Below are 21,227 nucleotides of genomic sequence, written 5' to 3'. Positions count from 1 at the left end.
TAGCCGGAGCACGATTTTATGATAACTGTGTAGCTACTTGAGAAGTTTTTCTACTAAAAAGATAAAAATGAGACTGTTTGGAAAAATATTTTGTACCCCACACAGATATATAATAACCTGCTAATACCACGGAAAGTAGGTAAATATATGCAGAATCCTGAGCCACCCCAGCACTATGTACAATCCACCATGAGGAAATTACTCACAATCGCTATTCCCACTTACAATCGGGCAGAATTACTTGATAAGCAACTGGCATGGCTTGCTCAAGCTATCAAGGGCTTTGAATCTGATTGTGAAATTTTTGTTTCTGATAATTGTTCAACAGACAATACTCAAGAGGTGATTAGAAAGTGGCAAACAACTCTTAGTCATATCACATTTAAATCCAACAAAAATATCGAAAATATCGGGGTCATGCGGAATATCATTCATTGCTTAAAGTCCGCAAAGACTAAATATGTTTGGACAATTGGTGATGATGATCCCATTGAGAATAGAGCAATTCCTTACGTTATTGCCAAACTCAAGAAACATGAAGATTTGTCATTACTGTTTCTAAATTTTTCTGGTCGTAATAAAATTACTGGTGAACCCGTACACCCGCCTACAATAGTTGATAACCGTTGGTTTGATGTTGACAGTGAAGATGGGAATGGCGATGGGAAAGCCATATTTGAACACTGTTTTTCAAAAAGTGTTGGTGCAGTCATCTTTCTCACCGCTTCTGTATATCACACTGACTTGGTACAACGTGCTCTTCACATCTGGCAAGAAGCTGAGAATAACTGGATTTCCTTAGCATACTTAGCTGGGTATTGCGCTGCTAATGGCAAGGTTATCGTCACTAAAGATACCTACATAGAATGTATTGTCGGTGTAAGTTATTGGCAAAAAGAGCCAAAATCAGCACTGTTAATGCAATACAAACACGTGTCTGAAGTTCTCATGAAACTGGAGGAAAACGGATACCCTAAGCGATATTGCCGCCGAATGATTTTGAAGAATTTCAAAGAAGCTAACTTGAAGGTTTTCTTAGGTGCTTTGAGAAGATGGCCCGTGTTCGCCATCCAGACTATAGTTCCCTTTTTGGCTTTAGTAGGTATGTCTGTTTTTGATGCAATAGCTACTAGAGAATTCAAAATGGCACAAACAACGCAGCCGTCTGCTCAAAACATCCAAAAATATCAAGGGTAAGCTGCCAATCAAGACGAGGAAAATCTAACTTTACCACAAGGTGTCATTCCGTGTTCAACACTATTATAAACAAAATATCTGATCTGAGATCTGAATTAGGTTATAGAGCAGCACTTTTGAACCATGCAAGAAAATTGCCTGCTCTAGAAGAACGCGATCGCGTCATTGTCAATGCTCTCAAACGCGATGGAGTTTATGTTACAACACTCGAAGATTTGGGATTAGGCTCTACATCTGATCTTCTCCAAGCAGCTTACACTCAATTGTCGAGAATGAAGGCTGAGAACAACAGCAATTTAACTCAAAGATTGCCAAAAATTTCCACAGTGACAGATTTACGAGAATTCTCTGAGTGGGGACGAGAACAAAAGCTGTTTAACATTATCGAAAATTACATCGGTCTTCCTGTTGCCTTTCAAGGGGTACATTTACGCAAAGATTTTCCCAACGAAAATCAGTTTGGCACGCTCCTATGGCATAAAGACTCGGAAGACCGCCGGATGGTTAAAATGATTATTTATTTGACCGACGTAGACGAAAAACACGGTCCTTTTGAATACGTCCCCTTATCTTTGACCTCGAAATCCCGCCTAAATTATTACCGGATTTACTACAAACTTTGGCGTTCAGGATACATAGGAATCACTGATGAACAGCTCAGGGAAGTCATCCCAGAAGCAAAATGGAAATCATGCCCCGGACCTGCGGGTACCGTCATTTTCACAGATCCAAAAACTACTTTACACCACGGAACCCTACGGACAGAAGAAAGATCAGCGCTATTTTTTGTTTACACTGCAAACTCCCCGAAACGGCCAGAACTTTGCACTCAGTATTGGGATGATACTTTTGCCAAACCAGAGTCATCTCAAGAACTTGATTCAGTGACAGCCCTTAGATAGTGCTCTTTATGAAGAACACAAAGATAAATCAGAAATTATTTAGTACCACTGTGTAGTCATAGTTTAGAACGAGGTTACCCATGATTTTTACCGAAACCGAACTTCAAGGTGCATACTTCATTGACTTAGAAGAAAAGCACGATCATCGTGGTTTCTTTGCTCGTACTTTTTGCGCTAAAGAATTTGAGGCACATGGTTTAAAGCCAGTGGTTGCCCAATGTAACTTGTCATTTAATTATAAACAAGGGACGCTGCGAGGAATGCACTATCAAATTGCGCCAGCAGCAGAAACCAAATTAATTCGCTGTACTCAAGGCGCTATCTATGACGTGATTATTGATATGCGTCCTGAGTCTCCTACTTACCTTCAACATATTGGTGTGGAACTTACTGCAGATAACCGCCGCGCCCTATACGTTCCAGAAATGTTCGCTCACGGCTATCAAGCACTAACAGATGGAGCAGAGGTGCTGTATCAGGTAGGAGAGTTTTACACACCTGGATACGAGCGGGGGTTACGCTATGATGACCCATTTTTCAATATTCAATGGCCTGTGGAAGTGACTGAAATTTCCGACAAAGATCAGAATTGGCCTTTGATGAGAATGATGACCGTGGGAGGCACATTGTAAAGATTCAATCAGATAATTGAGCGCTAACAACTGAGAACTGATAATTGATAATTTAAGAGGAGTCCAGCTAATGATTATTGTAGATCGCGCCTTACAAGCCCGGGAGTCAGCAGGTAACCCCATCAAAGTTGGGATGATTGGTGCTGGCTTTATGGGACGAGGAATTGTTAATCAAATTACAAATTCAGTTCCAGGTATGGAGTTAGTTGCTATCTCCAACCGCAATATTGATGCAGCCAAGCGAGCATATTCGGAAGCAGGGGTCGAAGATTACAAAGATGTTTCCACCGTTACCGAATTGCAAGATGCGATCGCCCACAATAAGTCAGCAGTGACGGAAGATGCAATGTTACTGTGCCGCGCTGAGGGGATCGATGCACTGATTGAAGTCACAGGTGCGGTAGAGTTTGGCGCTCATGTGGTGATGGAGGCGATCGCCCATGGCAAGCACGTCATTATGATGAACGCTGAACTCGATGGCACTATCGGTTCCATTCTCAAAGTGTACGCTGACAAAGCAGGAGTCATCCTCACCGCCTGCGATGGCGATCAGCCAGGGGTGCAAATGAACCTCTACCGCTTCGTAAAAAGTATAGGCTTAACTCCGCTGTTATGTGGTAACATCAAAGGTTTACAAGACCCCTATCGTAATCCCACGACACAGGAAGCATTTGCCAAACGTTGGGGTCAAAAGGCTCACATGGTAACAAGCTTCGCCGACGGAACAAAAATATCCTTCGAGCAGGCGATCGTTGCCAACGCCACAGGTATGAAAGTTGCCAAGCGGGGAATGCTCGGATATGACTTTAACGGTCATGTCGATGAAATGACCAAAATGTACGATGTTGAACAGCTTAAAGAACTGGGCGGCATCGTTGATTACGTTGTTGGCGCAAAACCCGGTCCAGGGGTATTTGTATTTGGAACTCACGACGATCCAAAGCAACAGCACTACCTCAACTTGTACAAATTAGGTGAAGGTCCGCTTTACAGCTTTTATACTCCTTACCACCTCTGTCACTTTGAGGTGCCACTGTCTGTTGCTCGCGCTGTTCTCTTCCAAGACTACGTCTTAAGTCCTTTAGGCGCTCCCCTAGTAGATGTCGTTACCACTGCCAAAATCGACTTAAAAGCAGGAGAAACTTTAGATGGTATTGGCTACTACATGACCTACGGACAATGCGAAAATTCCAACATTGTTCAAGAGCAAAACCTCTTGCCCATGGGTTTAGCCGAAGGATGTCGTCTCAAGCGAGATATTGCAAAAGACCAAGTCCTCACCTATGACGATGTGGAACTACCTGAAGGCAGACTGTGTGACAAACTGCGATATGAGCAAAACACTTATTTTGCTCAATCCAAAACCTTGGCAGCAGTTTAAGTAACTAAATCAACCAAAGTCAACCCACACTTGATGTTATGGTGTTGACTTTGGTAGCAAAAAAGGCATAGGTTAAGGAGTAAAGACTCTCTCTTTTTATACAAAAGTTATGCAAAGGTTATAAGATTCTTATTTAGACGAGTTAATAGCATATCGCTCATTAATAATCGTTCACTACTCTTCTAATTAAGTGTACTTATGGCGACCAAATTAGTTCACCACACACTCGACATCGTTAATCGAGTAGCACACAAAGCCAAAGCTCTCGATCATCTATCGCCTTGACATAACATTTATATACAAGGACTTTATCTATGCTCACAAGAAAAAGATTTTGACACTTGCCACCAGAATTTTCTCTGGTTTGGTTGTGGCAGTCTAGTTCACAAGGGATTAGACTGAGTATTAGAAGCCTTTTCTCAAATGCCTGATTGTCATTTAACTATTTGTGGCTCGATTAGTCAAGAAAAAAAATTTGTAGAACCTTTTTCTAAGGAACTTTCTCAAACCCTTAGTATTCACACTGTGTAAACTTTAAAATTCGAGATATCCACAGTAGAGTTTATAACTGGACTTTACGCGCTAAAAGCAAAACATTCACAGTAAGCGAAAAGACTGACTTCTTTATTTTATCCTTAAAAAGTTTTATTAAAAATTAATATTATTAAAATAAGGTTTTAGTATGTTGGGAACAAATAGGGGCTGGAATCAGATTTGCAAAATAGTCTATGAACTCCTAAATGTGGGTGCAGTGTCCAGAGTAAACCTATCATTTCTAGATAGTTGTATAGAGTAAATCCACAAGGAATAATATGAAAATTGCCTTAGTGCATGATTATTTAACCCAAAAAGGAGGGGCAGAGCGCGTTTTTGAATTGCTTTGTAAGCGCTACCCCGAAGCAGACATTTTTACTTCTCTATACGACCCCGACCAAACCATTGACTTAGGTGAGCGCATTGTCAACACAACCTTCCTGCAAAATATTCCAGGAGCAGCGAAGTATTTCAGGTTGATGGCTCCCTTCTATTTTCCAGCATTTCGCGCCTTAGATTTGCAAGACTACGACCTCATTATTAGCAGTAGCACAAGCTTTGCCAAAGCAGTTCGAAAGAACTCAGGGGCACGCCACATTTGCTTTTGTCATAATGTGACCCGTTTTTTGTGGGATACAGAAACTTATTTACGCGAGTACGGAGACTATCGATATTTTGCTCCTTTAATCGAACAAGTGTTTCAAGTCATGAGAAAGGTAGACCTTGCCTGTGCACAGGAACCTGACCTTTACATTGCGAATTCCAGCGTTGTAGCTCGTCGTATTAAAAGTACCTACGGTAAAAAAGCAATTGTTATTAACTATCCAATAGACACTAGTAAATTTGTTTTTTCAGATACAAAAGAAGACTTTTATCTTGCCTCAGCTCGGATGATCAGCTACAAGCGTCTTGATATAATAGTCGAAGCTTTTAACTGGCTGGGATGGCGGTTACTGATATCAGGAAATGGTCCAGAAAAAGAAAGGTTAAAGTCTAAAGCATTAGGCAATATCGAGTTTGTAGGACACGTAACTGATACACAACGCACTCAGTTGTTTTCTAAAGCTCAGTCTGTTATAGTGGCAGCCCTAGAAGATTATGGATTAGTTCCAGTAGAGGCAAATGCGAGTGGAACACCTGTTATCTCTTTTGGAGCGGGTGGGGTATTAGATACTCAAATACCTGGTAAAACAGGAGTCTTTTTTAAGAGGCAAACACCCGAATCATTGCAAGCTGCACTACTAGAAGCCAGGGAAATCTATTGGGATTACGAAAATATCCGTAATCATGCGGTGGCAAACTTCTCGGAAGAGGCTTTCTTTAGTAAAGTCGAGGAAGTTATTGAACAAGCTTGTACCGTAAATACATTATTCATTTAATTTATTAGCTGAGGGATAGTAAAGGTGGTTCAAAGCAGTCTAAGTCCATATGTGAATCCAGTTACTGAGTCAGAACCGGGTTACGGACAACTGTTTGCGGTTTTAATACGCAGATTTCCTTGGTTTTTAGCAGCATTTGTGGCTTCTATTGCCATTGCAGGTGTGATGACAAAAAGGACACCAGCTACCTACAAAAGCTCAATGCAGCTCTTGGTAGAACCTAACTATCAAGGAAAGCAACAGGGCGGTGGCAATGGTGTAGAAACTCAGTTTGCTGACGCTAATATTGAGATAGATGCTGCAACCCAGATCAACTTGATGCAAAGCTCTAGACTGCTCCAAAAAGCAGTTGATCAACTCAAGAGCGAGTATCCAGATATGACAGTAGCTGAACTTAAAAGCTCTTTGGCTTTAGAGCAAATAAAAACCAAGGAAGATAATGTTGCTACTAAAATATTTGAGGTGCAATATACCGATAAAGATCCAGTTAAGACACATAAAGTCCTGGATGTGATTCAGAAAGTTTATTTAGATTACAACATCAAACAGCAGGATGAGCGTTTAGGAAAAGGGCTTAAAGTTATCCGGGGACAGTTAAAGAAAGTAAACGAGGAGGTTGCTGCTGCTGAGGCTAATTTACAAAGGTTTCGCAGAACGCAAAATCTTATAGATCCAGAGACACAGGCAAAAGCCATACAGGACGAATTGGCTAGGATTGAGCAAGAGCGCGGCACAACTCGTTCTCTGTATGATGAGGCTGCTGCTGCATATAAATCTTTACAACAACAGCTTCAAAGTAATCCACAGAATGCCCTTGTCGAAGCTCGTCTGAGCCAGTCTACTCGCTATCAAGGATTACTGAACGAAATCCAAAAAACAGAACTAGCTCTGGCGCAGGAACGCTTGCGTTTTACAGACGAAGCTCCGAGTGTGCAAAAGTTGGCAGAACAACTTCAAAGCCAGAAGGCATTATTGCAGCAAGAGCAAAGACGAACTTTAGGGGCAGAGTATGCTCAAGCAACTAGCCAGACACAGCCTCTCCTACAACAAGGACAGAAAAGCCAAATTGACCTCAGCCTCTCAGCTAAGTTAGTAGACACACAAACCACAATAGTGTCTTTAAGCGCTCGCGACCAAGTTCTGGCGAAGAAAGAGCAAGAACTACGTGGTGAACTCAAACGATTCCCCATCTTACTAGCTGAGTACGGTCGCATAGAGCCTCAGGTAAAACTGAGCCGCGAAAGATTGCAGGAACTTTTGAAAGCAGAACAGCAATTGCGGCAAGAACTTGCCAAGGGAGGATTTAACTGGGAAGTTGTGGAAGAACCACAATTAGGTTTCCGGACCGGTCCTAACGTTCAGCAGAACCTGATGTTAGGTGCCGTGGTGGGGCTGATGTTGGGAGGTGTTGCTGCCTTTGTCCGTGAAGCTGCTGATGATTCCGTTCATACCACTGCTGAATTGGAGAAGCAGGTTGCCATCCCAATATTGGGAACCACTCCCAAATTACCGCCTGCAAAAACCAGAGAATCAGTCATCAAGTTACCTTTTGGCAAGCCAGATGTTCCTGCTCCTTGGACAATTCAGGTATTGCAATCCCCACCGCGTTGGGAATCACTGGATCTAATCTATAAAAATATTGAACTTTTGAACTCTGTTTCTTCGTTCAAATCTTTGATGATTACCTCAGCCTTATCAGATGATGGTAAATCTGCTCTGGCATTAGGTCTGGCAATGAGTGCTGCTCGTTTACATAAACGGGTACTGCTGATTGATGCCAACCTACGCGATCCCAGTCTGCACAAACAACTGAATCTTCCCAACGAACAGGGGCTGTCCACTTTACTGGCAAGTGATGTCACTCTACCCAACCAAATTAGTATCCAGTCCTCAGGCTCATCCTACATTGATATTTTGACCGCCGGACCAACACCTGCTGACCCAGCTAATCTGTTAAGTTCCCCTCGGATGCAGCAATTAATGGCAACATTTGAGGAGAATTATGATTTGGTACTCATAGATTCCACTCCAGTTCTTGGCTTAGTGGATGCTATGCTTACGGCATCATCTTGTCGTGGTGTGGTCATGGTAGCCAGTATTGGTAGGGTGACTCGAACCCAACTCGCGCAAGCCACAGCCATACTGAGTAGGTTAAACTTACTTGGAGTTGTGGCAAATGGGGTATCAAACTCTACCAGTACCTATGTTCCCTATGCACAGCAACAGCGATTTGCGCTACAACAAGCTATGGAGAAATAAAGGGCATGGGGGTGTAGGGCAAGAAATGACTACGCCTCACAACCCCTCTCAACAGACTAGTCTATTGCGTAAGTTCTACTGATTGCTTAAGCAAAAATGCAATCCTCAAAGCGGCGTATGTCTTCAGTATTGGCATAAGCCGTCTTTTTTTCTTAATGGGGGCAAGAGTATGAGAGGGAAGCTGCTGAGCGCAAAGATCCTCCCCTGGAGGCACGGGTCTATGGGTCTCTACAAGAGGTAAGAAGGTGGTTACTTAAAAGACATACGGATCGATTTTGTAACTTCTGTCGCTTCCTCTTTGATTCTTCACCCACACCCCACAGCTGGTAAAGCCTACACCATATAGTTACGCCTAAAGGTAGATGATGTAGTTACCTATTGCCGAAGAGTATATAAACAGAAGTCTGTCACAGATTAAGTTATTTAATCACGAGAGAAAGTACTTTGTGTCTCTAAGTCACATTTAATTGTATAAGCTAATGAGCATTCAAGTTGCATAGAGCTAGGGCTGAAGCCCTTACTACAAGCGAATCATCCTGGAAAAATGAATGACGATTAGCTTATCTTCAATTAGACTATATATTTATGTGAAATATTCCCAGTTACCAAATTTATATGAAGAAAGGGCAAAATTCAACTTCAATCTTTCCTATAAATTTAGTCAGAATAAATTAATTTGAGATTAGGTCATTGTACTTTCTTTTTGTACTGTTAATTTTGAATTCGGGAATATTCCTAGCTAGCAAATTGTCAGCACTTACAGCCTAGGGGAAAGTTAGTTAAATACTTAGGTCTGCTCTACTGCATGGGAAATTCCTCTGCCGTATATAATTTTCGTAAAGCATCGTCTGATACTTGAACGATGCTTTATGGGAAAAAAATCATCAAAATTACGATTGACTTTATATTAGCGTAGTGATCTAGGTAGGGTGCCACACATAAATTATTGGATTATAAATATCCTCTTTTATTATGTACAAATAAATAGGTATACGGGGCGTTATTTTACCTTTCAGCAATTCCCTGTGGCAGGTAAATGATCAGGGGAGATAGAAGAAAAATACTGAATCAACTTCGAGAAATTACCGTTCATCTCAAGAATTCTTTCCTTCTTTCTCCTAACAGCTTTGACAAAATTGTCTAAACAAAAATTTAGAGATGAGTATAAAGTTGATGTGAATCACAAACTTTATTGAGTTGGCGTGATTTCATTAGTTTTGATAATTAAGCTTTTTTTAATTGCAATAGTCTAAGTGTGTTAAAATCACAAAGGGTTACAAGCAAGAAGCTTCTTTCGTAGTTACAGGGCTTCGGTCATTCATAATAACTTAATAATTCCCTAAAAAAGACACTTCATGTTTAAAGAGTAAATAAAGAATCTATTTACGTAACCGTTATTCCTACTGGGTCTTATATCCTAGATATTAAATCCCCCCTTAAAAAATACAACAGAGGAGTTTATTAGATTTCTCTAAAATCTACTGTTGTTGTATTTTGCACATTTTTGTATTTATAAATAGAAATTCCAAAGAAGATGTGCAATTCCTATTAAGGATAGTTGTAATATCATTTTTTCCACTCAATGACCTCCAGCTTTGGAGTGAAGAGCAACATTTAGATCGGACTCTTGGGCTTTGACGGCCTTTGATATCAGGTCGGCAATATACCACACTATGAGTACAAAAACATATGGCAACCTCACTAATACCAACATTACCGAATTACTATACTGTGAAGCAGCAACAACAAGATAATCCCTCTCAGTACTGCACACTTCAGTGGCGACGGGGTCAGTTGGTGGTGATGCTTCCTGGAGTGGTGAAACAGCCCTATATGCCTTCACTGGATAGAAAGCAATTGTTAGTGGAGTGTTTAAACCATTCTCCAATAAATTTGGTTCGCATAGATCCAAAACTCGGTGAAGCAAAGCTAAAATTTTGGGCAGATGCGTGCGAGCAAGCCAGCAAGCCCATATTCCTACGCATACCCTCTAGCAATAAACAGCCGAAACAAACCGACTCAGCATTATGGTGGTTCAAGCGGTTCACGGACTGGCTTGCAGCGTTAGTATTTCTGCTTGCTGTGAGTCCAATTATGCTGGGATTAGTTTTGCTAATGAGCCTTTACTATCCAGGCTCACTTTTTTCTTGTGAGTGGCATGTTGGAGAACGGGGTAAGCTCTTTAAGGTTTTTAAGTTTCGCACAACCACACTCAGTAAAAAAGCAATTGGGGAGCAGGCAATCGCACATCAAAGCAATTTGTGTCAGCGCGAAGATGAGCAAGAGATAACAACGCTAGGGCGTTGGATGCGTAAGTACGGACTGGAGAATCTGCCGCAGTTATTAAATGTGTTGCGGGGTGAAATGAGTTTGACAGGACCCAAGTGCTTGTCTTTGGAAGATGCAGTACGGTTAAATATTCAAACGCAACGACAGCTGAATGCGCTACCAGGAATCACCAGTTTATCCCAGGTAGAAGAGAAGTTCCAACCTGTTGAATCTGGATGCGGTGAAACACTCTGATTTCCAACGCTTACTACGTATTTGGTTTCTATCTTGGATGTCGCAAGAGGACTCCCGTTACAGGCTTCGCCTTAAGGGTGAGATGAATTGCGACCAATAAAAAACATGGCTTCGCAATACCTTGGTGTAGTAGAATATACTTGCCACCAAAAAAGTTAGGGTTAGGCAAGATTGGTGTTTCTCCACCAGACAACTCGCATCACCAAAAAGAAATACCTGATGAACAGGGGGGTCGAATGTTGTGAATCAGACAAACGATACATCAGAATAAGTATTTTGTGACTGCGGTCGGGCAGCCCGTGGTAGTAAAACAGATGCTTGTGGAGGGGAATCTGTCGGGGTCAGTGCCTGTGGGAGAGTTTTTAACTCGTTATACCACAGTGGGCTAGAAAAACCTGTTGAAGCAAGAATCTCCCTTCACAGGCGAAGCCTTGAAGGTGAGAGTGTCAAAGTAGGATTTAAAAATCTTGCTACGGTTACTACCATTTCCGATGGTCGCTCAGGCTTGAATAATTCAAGTATTAGAGTATACGTATGTTTATGCTGACAACAGTTTGTACTTTATTTGAAAAAGACTATCACTACGGGGTGGGGGTTTTGGTGAATTCACTGTATTCCCACGTCTTCTATGGTGTAGTTTGGGTAGGGTATCGAGGGAATCTACCACCTTGAGTTAAGTCTGTGAAAGATGGACAGGGATATCAAGAGTTTTATATAGCCAAGGATTGCGTCATTCAGGTTGTTAATTTAGCTGCACAAAATCACTTTGCTTATTAGGTGATTCTTGGTATCTAGTTCCAGCCCATCATCCTCGACGTCTGGCATGGCAACAATTTCCTGAAAGCAAGGGCTTTGTTTGCAAACGTCAGTTGGACTACCACTAGAATAGTGTGGAAAAAATTTGACATTCGCTGTGGATGTGCTCTTCGTCGTTTTAACCGTCGCGGTGCAATTTGAGCTATTCTTTAATGTACTTTTTTAAGTATATGTCTGGGTTTACCCGTAAAAACAGTTCTTAGAAAGATTTATGCCTCTCAAACCTGCCCTGTTAACTAGGCAACTGCTGCAAACTACAAGTCTCTGGAAAGATAACTACTTTATACTGCGAGAGTTCAAACACTTTCGTAGAATTACCGTCTTAGCCGTCATTTTCACATTCCTAGCAGCAACCTTTGAGGGTATTAGTGTTGGATTTCTACTTTCCTTTTTGCAGAGCTTAACAGAGCCAAATGCCGCCCCTGAAACAGGTATTGGCATCTTGGATGTTTTTCTAAAATCATATGCCTCAATAATTAATCCTCTCTACGTAATATCGATTCTGATTTTATTGAGTACTTGGGCGCGCGCGGGCTTCAATTACTTTGCAGCAATCTACACGGAATCAGCTCAATTAAATCTTGCAGACCGACTGCGAAAGCAAATTTTTGAACAGTTGCAAGCATTGCCTCTCGGTTACTTCACTGAAGCTCGTTCTGGGGAAATCGTTAATACGATGACCACGGAAATAGAAAGGCTAAAACAGGGTTTCAGTGGGATAGCATTTGTATTTACTAGGGCACTGGTAGTGACTGTCTACTTTATATGTATGTTTTTGATATCGTGGCAGCTTTCTATTATATCAGTCCTAGTATTCTCACTAATGGCAGTGGGATTGACAACGTTAAATGCCAGAGTGCGAGAAAGCAGTTTTGGAATTTCCACAGCTAATGGTCAGTTTAACTCAACAGCATTAGAGTTTATTAATGCAATTCGTACCGTACATGCATTTGGAACGCAAGAATTTGAGAGACAGCGTTTCTACAAAATGAGTCAAAACTTGCTAAGGGCTTCAATTAAGGTTGTCTATGCTTGGACAATCGTGAAGCCAATAGCTGAAGGCATAGCGATGACGGTTCTCATCAGTTTGATTATTATCTCGTTCACTCAGTTTGCACTACCAGTTTCTTCACTATTGACATTTTTCTTTGTTCTGGTTCGCGTTGTACCAAGTCTCCAGGATATAAACGGCACACTGGCGTACCTCAGCACTTTGCTCGGTTCGCTAGGAAACATTCAGGAACTTTTGAGAGAGGACAACAAAACGTATTTTCAAAACGGCAACATTGAGTTTCCTGGGTTACAGCGCTCAATTGACCTAGTCTCTGTAGATTTTGGCTACAATCCAAGCAACATAGTGCTCCATAATATTACCCTCACCGTTGAACGGGGAAAAATGACAGCTTTGGCGGGAGGGTCTGGTGCTGGTAAAACAACACTCGTAGATTTAATTCCCCGATTTTACGATGCAACAGAAGGACATGTCTTCATTGACGGCGTAGATGTGCGGCAGTTTGAAGTTAACTCGCTACGCCGCAAGATGGCAGTTGTAAGTCAGCATACATTTATTTTCAATACTTCTGTTTGGGAGAATATTGCCTACGGTACAACAGGAGCAACTCAAGCACAAATTCGAGAAGCAGCTCGACTGGCGAATGCACTTGAGTTTATTGAAGAAATGCCCGAAGGTTTTGATACAGTATTGGGCGATCGCGGATCTCGGTTATCAGGAGGACAGCAGCAGCGCATTGCTATTGCCCGTGCCCTGCTACGCGACCCAGAAATTCTGATTCTAGACGAGGCAACGAGCGCTTTAGATTCTGTATCAGAAAGGTTAATTCAGGAATCGATAGAAAAGCTTTCTGTCGGTCGAACAGTCATTGCGATCGCCCATCGACTCTCAACAATTGCCAAAGCAGATAAAGTCGTCGTGCTAGAAGCTGGGCGGATTGTAGAACAAGGAAACTACCAAGATTTACTACAGCGACGCGGCAAGCTTTGGAAATATCACCAAATGCAGCACGAGACCGGGAAAGTAGAATGAACTATTTGAAAATTCTGTATTGACCATTTATCTATCTAGAGCATTACATCAATAGATCGATTGCTTTGAGGAGTACTTCACTGAAAAACCGATGCTGAAGAGAGCGGCGTAAGTATGCAACAATCCATCTTTGAAAAAGACCTAATTTATCACTGTTCTAGTTTTAATGTAGGTACAGGCGGAGGGATTGAAACTTATTTAGCTTCTCTACTTAACCATCGGGTATAACGCTAGGTTATGGTACGTTCATTCACCAGAAAGCCACTCCTCCCTTAAGTTTAGAAACACACAAAAATTGTAGAGTTTTGTTTGCCGGACGGATTGTTCCTGATAAAGGCCTGGATTGGCTGCTTAAATCTATAGTAGGTACAGATCCGCGAATTCAACTTGATATTGCAGGTGAAGGATGGGATAGACCCCGCTTAGAAAGGTTACCCAACACCTTAGGGCTAAATAACCGTATCACTTGGCAAGGCTGGTGTGATAGCAACAAATGAAATACTCTTTATAAAGAGTATTTCACCGTTATCTTTCCCAGTGTGTGGCCTGAGCCTGCTGGTCTTATCACGAATGAGCCTATACTCACGACCGACCTGTGATTGCTAGCGCTGTCGGCGGCATTCCAGAACAGATACGCGATGGGGAAACAGGTATTCTTGTGCCAGCCCATGATTCTCAAAAACTGGCTGAAGCTATTACTGAACTATATACAAATTATCATAAAAGCCGACGGATGGGAGAACAAGGTCATGCCTTGTTGATGCAAGAATTTACGATGGATATTCATGTAAAGAATCTGCATACAATTTATGAAAAAACAATATATGACTTTTCTAAAAATAAAGTTAATAGCACAATATAAATTAAGCGAACTCCCAGACCAACAAGCGTAGGAAATCTCACCAAATGAGACACGAATCGGGTTGAGAAAAATAGTATTTTTGCTCAACTTTGATTCTAGCTATAACGAATAGCAACTATTGCATATTAGGGACTACTAAGGTATTTACCTTATATTGACTTAATTACCAAAATACAGTATGAAAGTTTCCGTTATCATCTCAAACTACAACTATGCTCGCTATTTGCCAGCAGCCATTGATTCAGTTATAGCCCAGACTTATGAAAACACCGAAATTATTGTCGTAGATGACGGTTCCAAGGACGATAGCTGTCAAGTTATTTTACAACTTTCACAGAAATATCCAAATAAAATCAAGGCGATTTTCCAAGCAAATCAAGGGCAGGGTGCCGCTTTTAACACTGGGTTTGAGGCAGCGAGCGGAGACATTATCGCCTTTTTGGATGCGGATGATGTGTGGAAACCCAACAAATTGCAGCGAATTGTAGACATATTCAAAAGTTCAGATGTTGTCGGCGTCATGCATATGTTGGAGAACATTGATGGCAATGGCAAACTCATCAAAGGTTCCATCGTAGGAAGGTTACTCGATAAAAACCTGGCAAGAGTCATTGTAGAAACAGGCAATGCTTGGTGTTTTCCACCTACCTCCGGACTTGCCTACCGCCGTGATGTATTGGAAAAAGTCTTCCCTATAGATTCTGTTAAGTGGCGCTTGTGCGTAGATGGTTGTCTCATATACTGTACAGCGTTCCTAGGCAAGATTAAAACACTTAATGAAGTGCTGGCGAGTTATCGCATTCATGGTGCGAACAACTTCGTCAGATATGACGAAGAAATAAGCGCACAAGAAGCAAAAGTGCGAGCGGGAATTGAGATGACCAACAAATACATCAACGAGTTTTTGGAACGTATCGGTCATCCGTCCAGAGTAGACATATCCCGCAACCTCCAGTATCGACGCACAAATTATTACAGGCGTAATGAATGGGATTTTAAAGAGGCGTGGGCTATCTCAAATTTGATATTAAGGTGGCGATTCTACAATTCACAGGAACGAATTTACTATTTTGTGCGGTTTTGGCTCAAGAATGCACGATTTCTATTTAGTTCAATTTCTTACGCGAAATCCTGGAAAGGTTCTTAAGGTTTCCAATCAATCAAGTACATTCCTATCGTCCCGTTATTCTAATAGTTCCACAGAGAGTACCGCGTCCACTCTGGTCTGTCATGATTCCAACCTACAATTGTGCTCAATATCTGGGTTAGCTCCTGGGTAGCGTGCTAGCAGATGATTCGCTCCACTTCCAATGCTGCAAGAACAATGTCAGAGCAACAAACTGAGTTTTAGACAATAATTACTAATGAATCAATCAGATACCTATCGTCCTACCATTCCACCAGTTCCAGAGGGAGTAACACGTCCGCTGTGGTCTGTCATGATTCCAACCTACAATTGTGCCGGATATTTGCGTGAAACACTCGCTAGCGTGCTAGCACAAGATCCAGGATCTGATGTGATGCAGATTGCGGTTGTCGATAATCACTCGACTGAAGACAATCCAGCAGCAGTTGTCGAAGAACTGGGAAAGGGGCGTGTAGAGTTTTATCAGCAGCCAATGAATGTAGGTAGTTTAAAAAACTTCCAAACCTGTTTTGAATTATCTCGGGGGCATTTGATTCATCTGCTACATAGCGACGACTGCGTGCGCGAGGGCTTTTATCAAAAAATGGCACGACCCTTCAGGGAACATCCAGAAATCGGTGCTGCCTTCTGTCGCAGCATCTACATTAATTATCGCGGCGATTGGAAAGGTTTGTCCTCAATGGAACTGCCTGAAAGCGGTATTTTACCAAGTGATTGGATAACGCGAATTGCTGAGGTTTGTTGTATCTCAGTACCGACACTTGCTGTGGTGCGCCGTGAGGTATATGAAAAACTGGGAGGGTGGGACAGTCGCTGCGGTTTAAGTGGAGATTGGGAGATGTGGGTAAGAATTTTTGCTAACTACCCGATGTGGTTCGAGACTGAGCCTTTAGCTATGTGGCGCAGTCACACAATGTCTAACAATGTAGTTTACGCCAAGAGTCGTAAATTCATCCAAGAAAACTTTAATACTATAGCAATGATTTTTCAATCGTACATACCCAACGGTATGAAGAGTAAAAGTTGTAAGCAAGCTAAGCAGAATTGTGCTTTCTTAGCCCTTCAATCTGCCGAGTCATTGTTTGCCAAGGGTGATATGTTTAGTGCGAGCGCTCAAATTCAATTAGCGCTCACATGTAGTAGTTCTTTTATAGTTATTAGGTCTGCAATTAGGATATTTTTATGGAAAGGGATACTATCGTTGTTGCAAAAATTAGGAGGTGATGACAAATATCAAAGTAAATTAAGTACTGCCGCAGGCTCCGCCGAACTCTATAAAACATAACCATTGTAAACTTGGCTTTTTTCCAAACCACAGAGGACAGAGAAAAAAGAGAACTTAAGAGAATTATACCGCTCATTTAGGTTTACTATAGGCTCGAAAACTTTTGGTTCTATTTATATCTGTCCCTAAATAAAAAGCTGAAAATTAGAATATAGTTAACTTAACCAAAAAATAGCGACAACTTGTTTGCCATTAAGACTATGGTTGAAAATTTTAACAAATCGCAACAACCCTTAGTAAGTGTTATTACCCCTACCTATAACCGTCCAGAATATTTGAAAGCAGCTTTAACAAGTGCTATTAGACAAACTTATCGCAATATTGAAATTATTGTTTCTGACAATTGCAGTCCGGAAAATCCGCTACCAATTGTGGAGTCTTTTCAAGACCCCAGAATTCGCTTTTTCCGCAATTCAACAAATCTGGGAATGTTTGCCAATACAATGAATGCCTTTAAAAAGGCACGAGGTAAATATGTAGCCAGTCTGCTTGATGATGATATGTGGGAAGAAGACTTTTTAGAAAAGCTTGTGCCACCACTGGAAGCTCATCCAAATTTGGCTCTAGCTTTTTGCGACCATTACATAATCAGGGGTGATGGCACAATTGATGACGCTGCTACTGAGCAATGTTCGCGGTATTATAAACGAGCTTCTTTAAAAGAAGGTATTTACGAACCTTTTTCTAAGCTAAGCTTGGTAGATAGATCCGTGTCTACGGCAACTGCTGCTGTCATTCGTCGAGATGTTGTAGATTGGGATAGCATTCCTCCAGAAGTTGGTGGTTCATGGGATATTTACCTGAACTATCTGTGTTGTCGTTCTGGTCTGGGAGCTTATTACTCTCCTGCAAAATTGACTCGATATCGCGAGCACGAACAAACAGACACAATGCTCAGTGGAGGTCGAAACTGTCAAGCAAAAATCCGAAAAGCTAAAGCCGATATTTTCTGCTACGAACGGTTTATGGAAGATGATCGACTAAAGGAGCTTCAACCCTATTTTCAGCAGCAATGGGGACATATAAGCACAACCTTAGGAATCGGCTTAATGCGGTCTCAACAGCTAAAAGAGGCGCGTTCTTATTTTTGGCGTTCCTTGCATCAAAAGCTCAGTTTGCGAACAGTAGCTGCACTTATGCTAAGTTTTACTAACCCAAAAATAGCAGCTAAATTTTAAAGATTAACTGGGAACAAACAGGGTGTTCCTACCATCCTGAAAAAGAAAAAGAAACAAATAAATATAAAGGAAAATAACTATGCGAGTATCAGCTTGTATCACAACAAGAAATCGTACGAAAAATTTAGATGAATGCCTGGAAGCACTGTGGAATTCAAACATAAAACCCCACAGAGTCGTTGTTTCTGATGACTCACCTACTTTAGAAGTACAGCAGCAGAATTCTCAAATAGTTGAAAAATATCCAGGAACAACTTACATCATTGGTCCTCGTCGTGGGGTCTGCGCTAACCGTAATAATGCAGTAAATGCCATACCAGCATCTGAAACTGACTTTGTTGCTTTTATTGATGATGATATTTGTGTCAAGCCAGACTTTATTGCGGGCGCTGTAGACAGATATACTCAAATGTCTCCAGAGCAAAGGAATTACACCATCCTTTCAGGTGTCAGCCAAAATCCAAATGGCACATACGAGATGGTTTCAGGAAAACTTTCTTTTCGGGGATACTTCTGTCATTCTGATGCTCCCGAATCTGTAGCCATTCATGCTGCTTTGTTCCCCCGGTCATTATTTGAACAAGAACAGTGGGACGAAAATATCTTTTTTGGGTATGAAGATGCAGAACTTTGTCTACGAGCCTTGAAGCGCGGGTGTAGAATTATACACTGCCCAGAGTTGCGGGTTATTCACGCAGGAGGCGTTGCTTTTAAAAGCACTTTGCACGAGCCAGGTATCGGCTGCTTGACAAAGTATGAAATATCAATAGAAGCCGCTCGCCTCTATGTTGGTATCAAACGCTATAAAAATTTATATCCCAATCCGGTCAAACTAGTAGCGTTTCTTATTTTATACTTTGTTCATATGACAGCATATTTATTAAAGAAAGGAGCAATTCAAGCTTGGCCTGAAATTGTTCGTCTTTCCCAGATTCAACGGTTATGGCAGCCGTCTGTTGTTTAATTGACTCATCCGTTAGGATCTTAATTTCATAGGATAGTTAAGCGTGAAGCTCTGCATCGTTACCCACAGCATCATTAAAGGTGATGGCCAGGGCCGAGTGAATTATGAGGTTGCCACAGAAGCAATTCGTCGCGGTCACCACGTTACCTTATTAGCAACTCAGGTAGCTCCGGAATTACAACAAAATAACCAAGTGAGCTGGGTGTTCATTCCGGTTAAAGGGTGGCCCACTGAATTGTTCCGTAACTTAATTTTTGCTTGGCGCAGTACAAATTGGTTGCATAAACATCGTTCTGGACTTGATGTAGTAAAAGTTAATGGTGCGATTACTTGGGCTAAGAGCGATGTTAATGCGGCACATTTTGTGCATAATTCGTGGCTCAAATTTTCCTCTAAACAGACAAAAGTCAGGTCTACTAAGGATACACTCAATCCACGCCAAATTGGTTACAATTTTTACCAGTGGATGTACACAGCTTTAAATGCACGCTGGGAAAAAGAGGCGTTTCACCAGACGCAAGTGCTGGTAGCAGTCTCGGATAAGGTAGCCAAAGATTTGTTAGAAATCGGTGTACCACCAGAGTCGATTCGGGTGATTGTCAATGGTGTTGATTTGCAGGAGTTTTCACCGGGTGTGACCGAGCGCAAAAGATGGAGCCTTCCTGAGGGAGTGACCCTTGCTCTTTTTGCAGGCGATATCAGAATCCCTCGGAAAAACTTGGACACGGTGTTGCACGCCTTAGTCAAAGTCCCCGATTTGCATTTGGCGGTTGTCGGCATAACTGAAGGTAGCCCCTATCCTCAGCTAGCGACATCCTTGGGATTAAGTGACAGGGTACATTTTCTAGGATTCCGGCGTGATGTACCGGAAATAATGAAAGCCGTAGATTTATTCGTCTTCCCTTCACGTTACGAGCCTTTTGGCTTAGTGGTTATTGAAGCGATGGCAACAGGGATACCTGTGATAACAGCAAGATCAACAGGTGCAGCCGACCTAGTGACAAAAGAAGCTGGAATCGTGTTGCCAGATTCAGACGACACAGAAGCTTTGGCACAAGCGCTGTTGTCTCTAGCAAGCGATCGCACCAAGAGGAATAAAATGGGTCAAGCTGCCAGAGCGATCGCTGAACAACACAGTTGGACGAGTATGGCAAAGCGCTATGTGGATTTATTCGAGGAGTTGAACCAGTGATGAGTGTCACGGTTATAGTACCAACTTACCGCCGCCCCAAAGACCTGGCACGCTGCTTGCAGGCACTGCAAAAGCAAACTCGAAGCGTGGATGAGGTTATAGTGGTCGTTCGCGATACAGATGCTGAAAGTTGGGCGTTTCTTGAAACATTCGACCCCAACCTCTTGCCACTACGCACGGCAAAGGTGAGCGTTCCAGGGGTCATAGCAGCGATGAATGCAGGTCTTGATTTGGCAAAGGGAGACATCATCGCTTTTACAGACGATGATGCTGCCCCACACAATGAGTGGTTGGCACGGATTGAAACTCACTTTCTCTGTGATGAGCGCATCGGCGCTGTAGGCGGACGCGATTGGGTTTATCATGGCACTCGCCTAGAAGATGGTGCCTGCAAGGTGGTTGGTCAGGTGCGTTGGTTTGGACGAGTTATTGGCAATCATCATATAGGCGTAGGCGAAGCTCGCGAGGTGGATGTCCTCAAAGGAGTCAACATGAGCTTTCGCCAGTCTGCCATCAAGGGATTGCACTTTGATGAGCGAATGCAAGGCACAGGTGCTCAGGTTCACTATGAGGTAGCGTTTTGCCTAACTTTGAAACGGGCGGGTTGGAAGCTAATCTACGATCCAAAGGTGGCAGTGAATCACTATCCAGCGCAGCGATTTGACGAGGATCAGCGCAACAGTTTCAATAGCATTGCCCTGGCTAATGCAGTACACAATGAAACTTTAGCGTTGCTAGAATACTTGTCACCAACTCAGCAGTTGGCATTTTTGGTTTGGTCAACATTAGTGGGCAGCCGAGAGGCTATGGGTTTTATCCAGTGGTTGCGGTTCTTGCCGAGTGACGGTTTATTGGCGGGGCAAAAGTTATCTGCGTCTTTGCGTGGTCGTTGGCAAGGTTGGCGAACCTTCCACGCAGGGAGGCTATACTAA

General features: G+C 42.2%; 16 protein-coding genes. All 16 read left to right on the top strand.

The window, feature by feature from the left end; genetic code table 11:
* Window positions 1-189 precede the first annotated feature (189 nt).
* The 16 genes from MAS10914_RS0115390 (at window position 190) to MAS10914_RS0115315 (ending at window position 21,227) form a co-directional block, all read left to right on the top strand.
* Complete coding sequence (locus tag MAS10914_RS0115390) at window positions 190-1,197, top strand: glycosyltransferase family 2 protein (RefSeq protein ID WP_026082574.1); 1,008 nt, start codon at window positions 190-192, stop codon at window positions 1,195-1,197.
* Window positions 1,198-1,247: 50 nt separating this feature from the next.
* Window positions 1,248-2,099 (top strand): phytanoyl-CoA dioxygenase family protein, encoded by an 852-nt coding sequence (locus MAS10914_RS0115385; RefSeq protein WP_017316835.1) that lies wholly within the window; start codon window positions 1,248-1,250, stop codon window positions 2,097-2,099.
* An 80-nt stretch (window positions 2,100-2,179) separates the two neighbouring features.
* Window positions 2,180-2,731: a dTDP-4-dehydrorhamnose 3,5-epimerase gene (gene rfbC / locus MAS10914_RS0115380; protein WP_017316834.1), complete on the top strand. Its 552-nt coding sequence runs from the start codon at window positions 2,180-2,182 to the stop codon at window positions 2,729-2,731.
* Window positions 2,732-2,801: 70 nt separating this feature from the next.
* Window positions 2,802-4,112 carry an NAD(P)H-dependent oxidoreductase gene (locus tag MAS10914_RS0115375; RefSeq protein ID WP_017316833.1) on the top strand — a complete coding sequence of 437 codons (1,311 nt, stop codon included), beginning with the start codon at window positions 2,802-2,804 and terminating at the stop codon, window positions 4,110-4,112.
* 812 nt (window positions 4,113-4,924) lie between these two features.
* Window positions 4,925-6,025 (top strand): glycosyltransferase, encoded by a 1,101-nt coding sequence (locus tag MAS10914_RS0115370; RefSeq protein ID WP_017316832.1) that lies wholly within the window; start codon window positions 4,925-4,927, stop codon window positions 6,023-6,025.
* A 24-nt stretch (window positions 6,026-6,049) separates the two neighbouring features.
* Window positions 6,050-8,284 (top strand): GumC family protein, encoded by a 2,235-nt coding sequence (locus tag MAS10914_RS0115365; RefSeq protein WP_026082573.1) that lies wholly within the window; start codon window positions 6,050-6,052, stop codon window positions 8,282-8,284.
* A gap of 1,689 nt (window positions 8,285-9,973) precedes the next feature.
* Window positions 9,974-10,807: a heterocyst development glycosyltransferase HepC gene (gene hepC / locus MAS10914_RS0115360; protein ID WP_017316830.1), complete on the top strand. Its 834-nt coding sequence runs from the start codon at window positions 9,974-9,976 to the stop codon at window positions 10,805-10,807.
* 1,027 nt (window positions 10,808-11,834) lie between these two features.
* Window positions 11,835-13,667 (top strand): heterocyst formation ABC transporter subunit HepA, encoded by a 1,833-nt coding sequence (gene hepA, locus MAS10914_RS0115355; protein ID WP_017316829.1) that lies wholly within the window; start codon window positions 11,835-11,837, stop codon window positions 13,665-13,667.
* A gap of 305 nt (window positions 13,668-13,972) precedes the next feature.
* The gene (locus tag MAS10914_RS36210) at window positions 13,973-14,164 is read left to right on the top strand and encodes a glycosyltransferase (protein ID WP_017316828.1); all 192 of its coding nucleotides are present in this window, start codon (window positions 13,973-13,975) and stop codon (window positions 14,162-14,164) included.
* Between the two features lie 98 nt (window positions 14,165-14,262).
* Window positions 14,263-14,529, top strand: coding sequence for a glycosyltransferase (locus MAS10914_RS36205; protein ID WP_017316827.1), 267 nt, complete (start codon window positions 14,263-14,265; stop codon window positions 14,527-14,529).
* A gap of 178 nt (window positions 14,530-14,707) precedes the next feature.
* Window positions 14,708-15,676 carry a glycosyltransferase family 2 protein gene (locus MAS10914_RS0115340; RefSeq protein ID WP_017316826.1) on the top strand — a complete coding sequence of 323 codons (969 nt, stop codon included), beginning with the start codon at window positions 14,708-14,710 and terminating at the stop codon, window positions 15,674-15,676.
* Between the two features lie 217 nt (window positions 15,677-15,893).
* On the top strand, window positions 15,894-16,961 hold the full coding sequence (locus tag MAS10914_RS0115335; RefSeq protein ID WP_017316825.1) for a glycosyltransferase family 2 protein: 1,068 nt from the start codon (window positions 15,894-15,896) through the stop codon (window positions 16,959-16,961).
* A gap of 200 nt (window positions 16,962-17,161) precedes the next feature.
* Window positions 17,162-18,139 (top strand): glycosyltransferase family 2 protein, encoded by a 978-nt coding sequence (locus tag MAS10914_RS0115330; RefSeq protein WP_017316824.1) that lies wholly within the window; start codon window positions 17,162-17,164, stop codon window positions 18,137-18,139.
* Window positions 18,140-18,218: 79 nt separating this feature from the next.
* Window positions 18,219-19,103 (top strand): glycosyltransferase family 2 protein, encoded by an 885-nt coding sequence (locus MAS10914_RS0115325; RefSeq protein WP_017316823.1) that lies wholly within the window; start codon window positions 18,219-18,221, stop codon window positions 19,101-19,103.
* A gap of 43 nt (window positions 19,104-19,146) precedes the next feature.
* Window positions 19,147-20,295 (top strand): glycosyltransferase family 4 protein, encoded by a 1,149-nt coding sequence (locus MAS10914_RS0115320; protein WP_026082572.1) that lies wholly within the window; start codon window positions 19,147-19,149, stop codon window positions 20,293-20,295.
* Window positions 20,295-21,227 carry a glycosyltransferase family 2 protein gene (locus MAS10914_RS0115315; protein ID WP_017316821.1) on the top strand — a complete coding sequence of 311 codons (933 nt, stop codon included), beginning with the start codon at window positions 20,295-20,297 and terminating at the stop codon, window positions 21,225-21,227. The genes MAS10914_RS0115320 and MAS10914_RS0115315 overlap by 1 nt, the downstream gene beginning before the upstream one ends.

It is taken from the genome of Mastigocladopsis repens PCC 10914 (assembly GCF_000315565.1).
Lineage (GTDB): Bacteria > Cyanobacteriota > Cyanobacteriia > Cyanobacteriales > Nostocaceae > Mastigocladopsis > Mastigocladopsis repens.
The sequence above is the reverse complement of the archived record's forward strand: the minus strand, read 5'-3'. Positions and strand labels throughout refer to the sequence as shown.

Bases quoted from the DNA above. Each gene is read 5' to 3' on its own strand.
- MAS10914_RS0115340 (WP_017316826.1), top strand. From the start codon at position 14,708: ATGAAAGTTTCCGTTATCATCTCAAACTACAACTATGCTCGCTATTTG.
- MAS10914_RS0115325 (WP_017316823.1), top strand. From the start codon at position 18,219: ATGCGAGTATCAGCTTGTATCACAACAAGAAATCGTACGAAAAATTTA.
- MAS10914_RS0115390 (WP_026082574.1), top strand. From the start codon at position 190: ATGAGGAAATTACTCACAATCGCTATTCCCACTTACAATCGGGCAGAA.
- rfbC (WP_017316834.1), top strand. From the start codon at position 2,180: ATGATTTTTACCGAAACCGAACTTCAAGGTGCATACTTCATTGACTTA.
- MAS10914_RS0115315 (WP_017316821.1), top strand. From the start codon at position 20,295: ATGAGTGTCACGGTTATAGTACCAACTTACCGCCGCCCCAAAGACCTG.
- MAS10914_RS0115330 (WP_017316824.1), top strand. From the start codon at position 17,162: ATGGTTGAAAATTTTAACAAATCGCAACAACCCTTAGTAAGTGTTATT.
- MAS10914_RS0115375 (WP_017316833.1), top strand. From the start codon at position 2,802: ATGATTATTGTAGATCGCGCCTTACAAGCCCGGGAGTCAGCAGGTAAC.
- MAS10914_RS0115370 (WP_017316832.1), top strand. From the start codon at position 4,925: ATGAAAATTGCCTTAGTGCATGATTATTTAACCCAAAAAGGAGGGGCA.
- hepA (WP_017316829.1), top strand. From the start codon at position 11,835: ATGCCTCTCAAACCTGCCCTGTTAACTAGGCAACTGCTGCAAACTACA.
- hepC (WP_017316830.1), top strand. From the start codon at position 9,974: ATGGCAACCTCACTAATACCAACATTACCGAATTACTATACTGTGAAG.
- MAS10914_RS0115335 (WP_017316825.1), top strand. From the start codon at position 15,894: ATGAATCAATCAGATACCTATCGTCCTACCATTCCACCAGTTCCAGAG.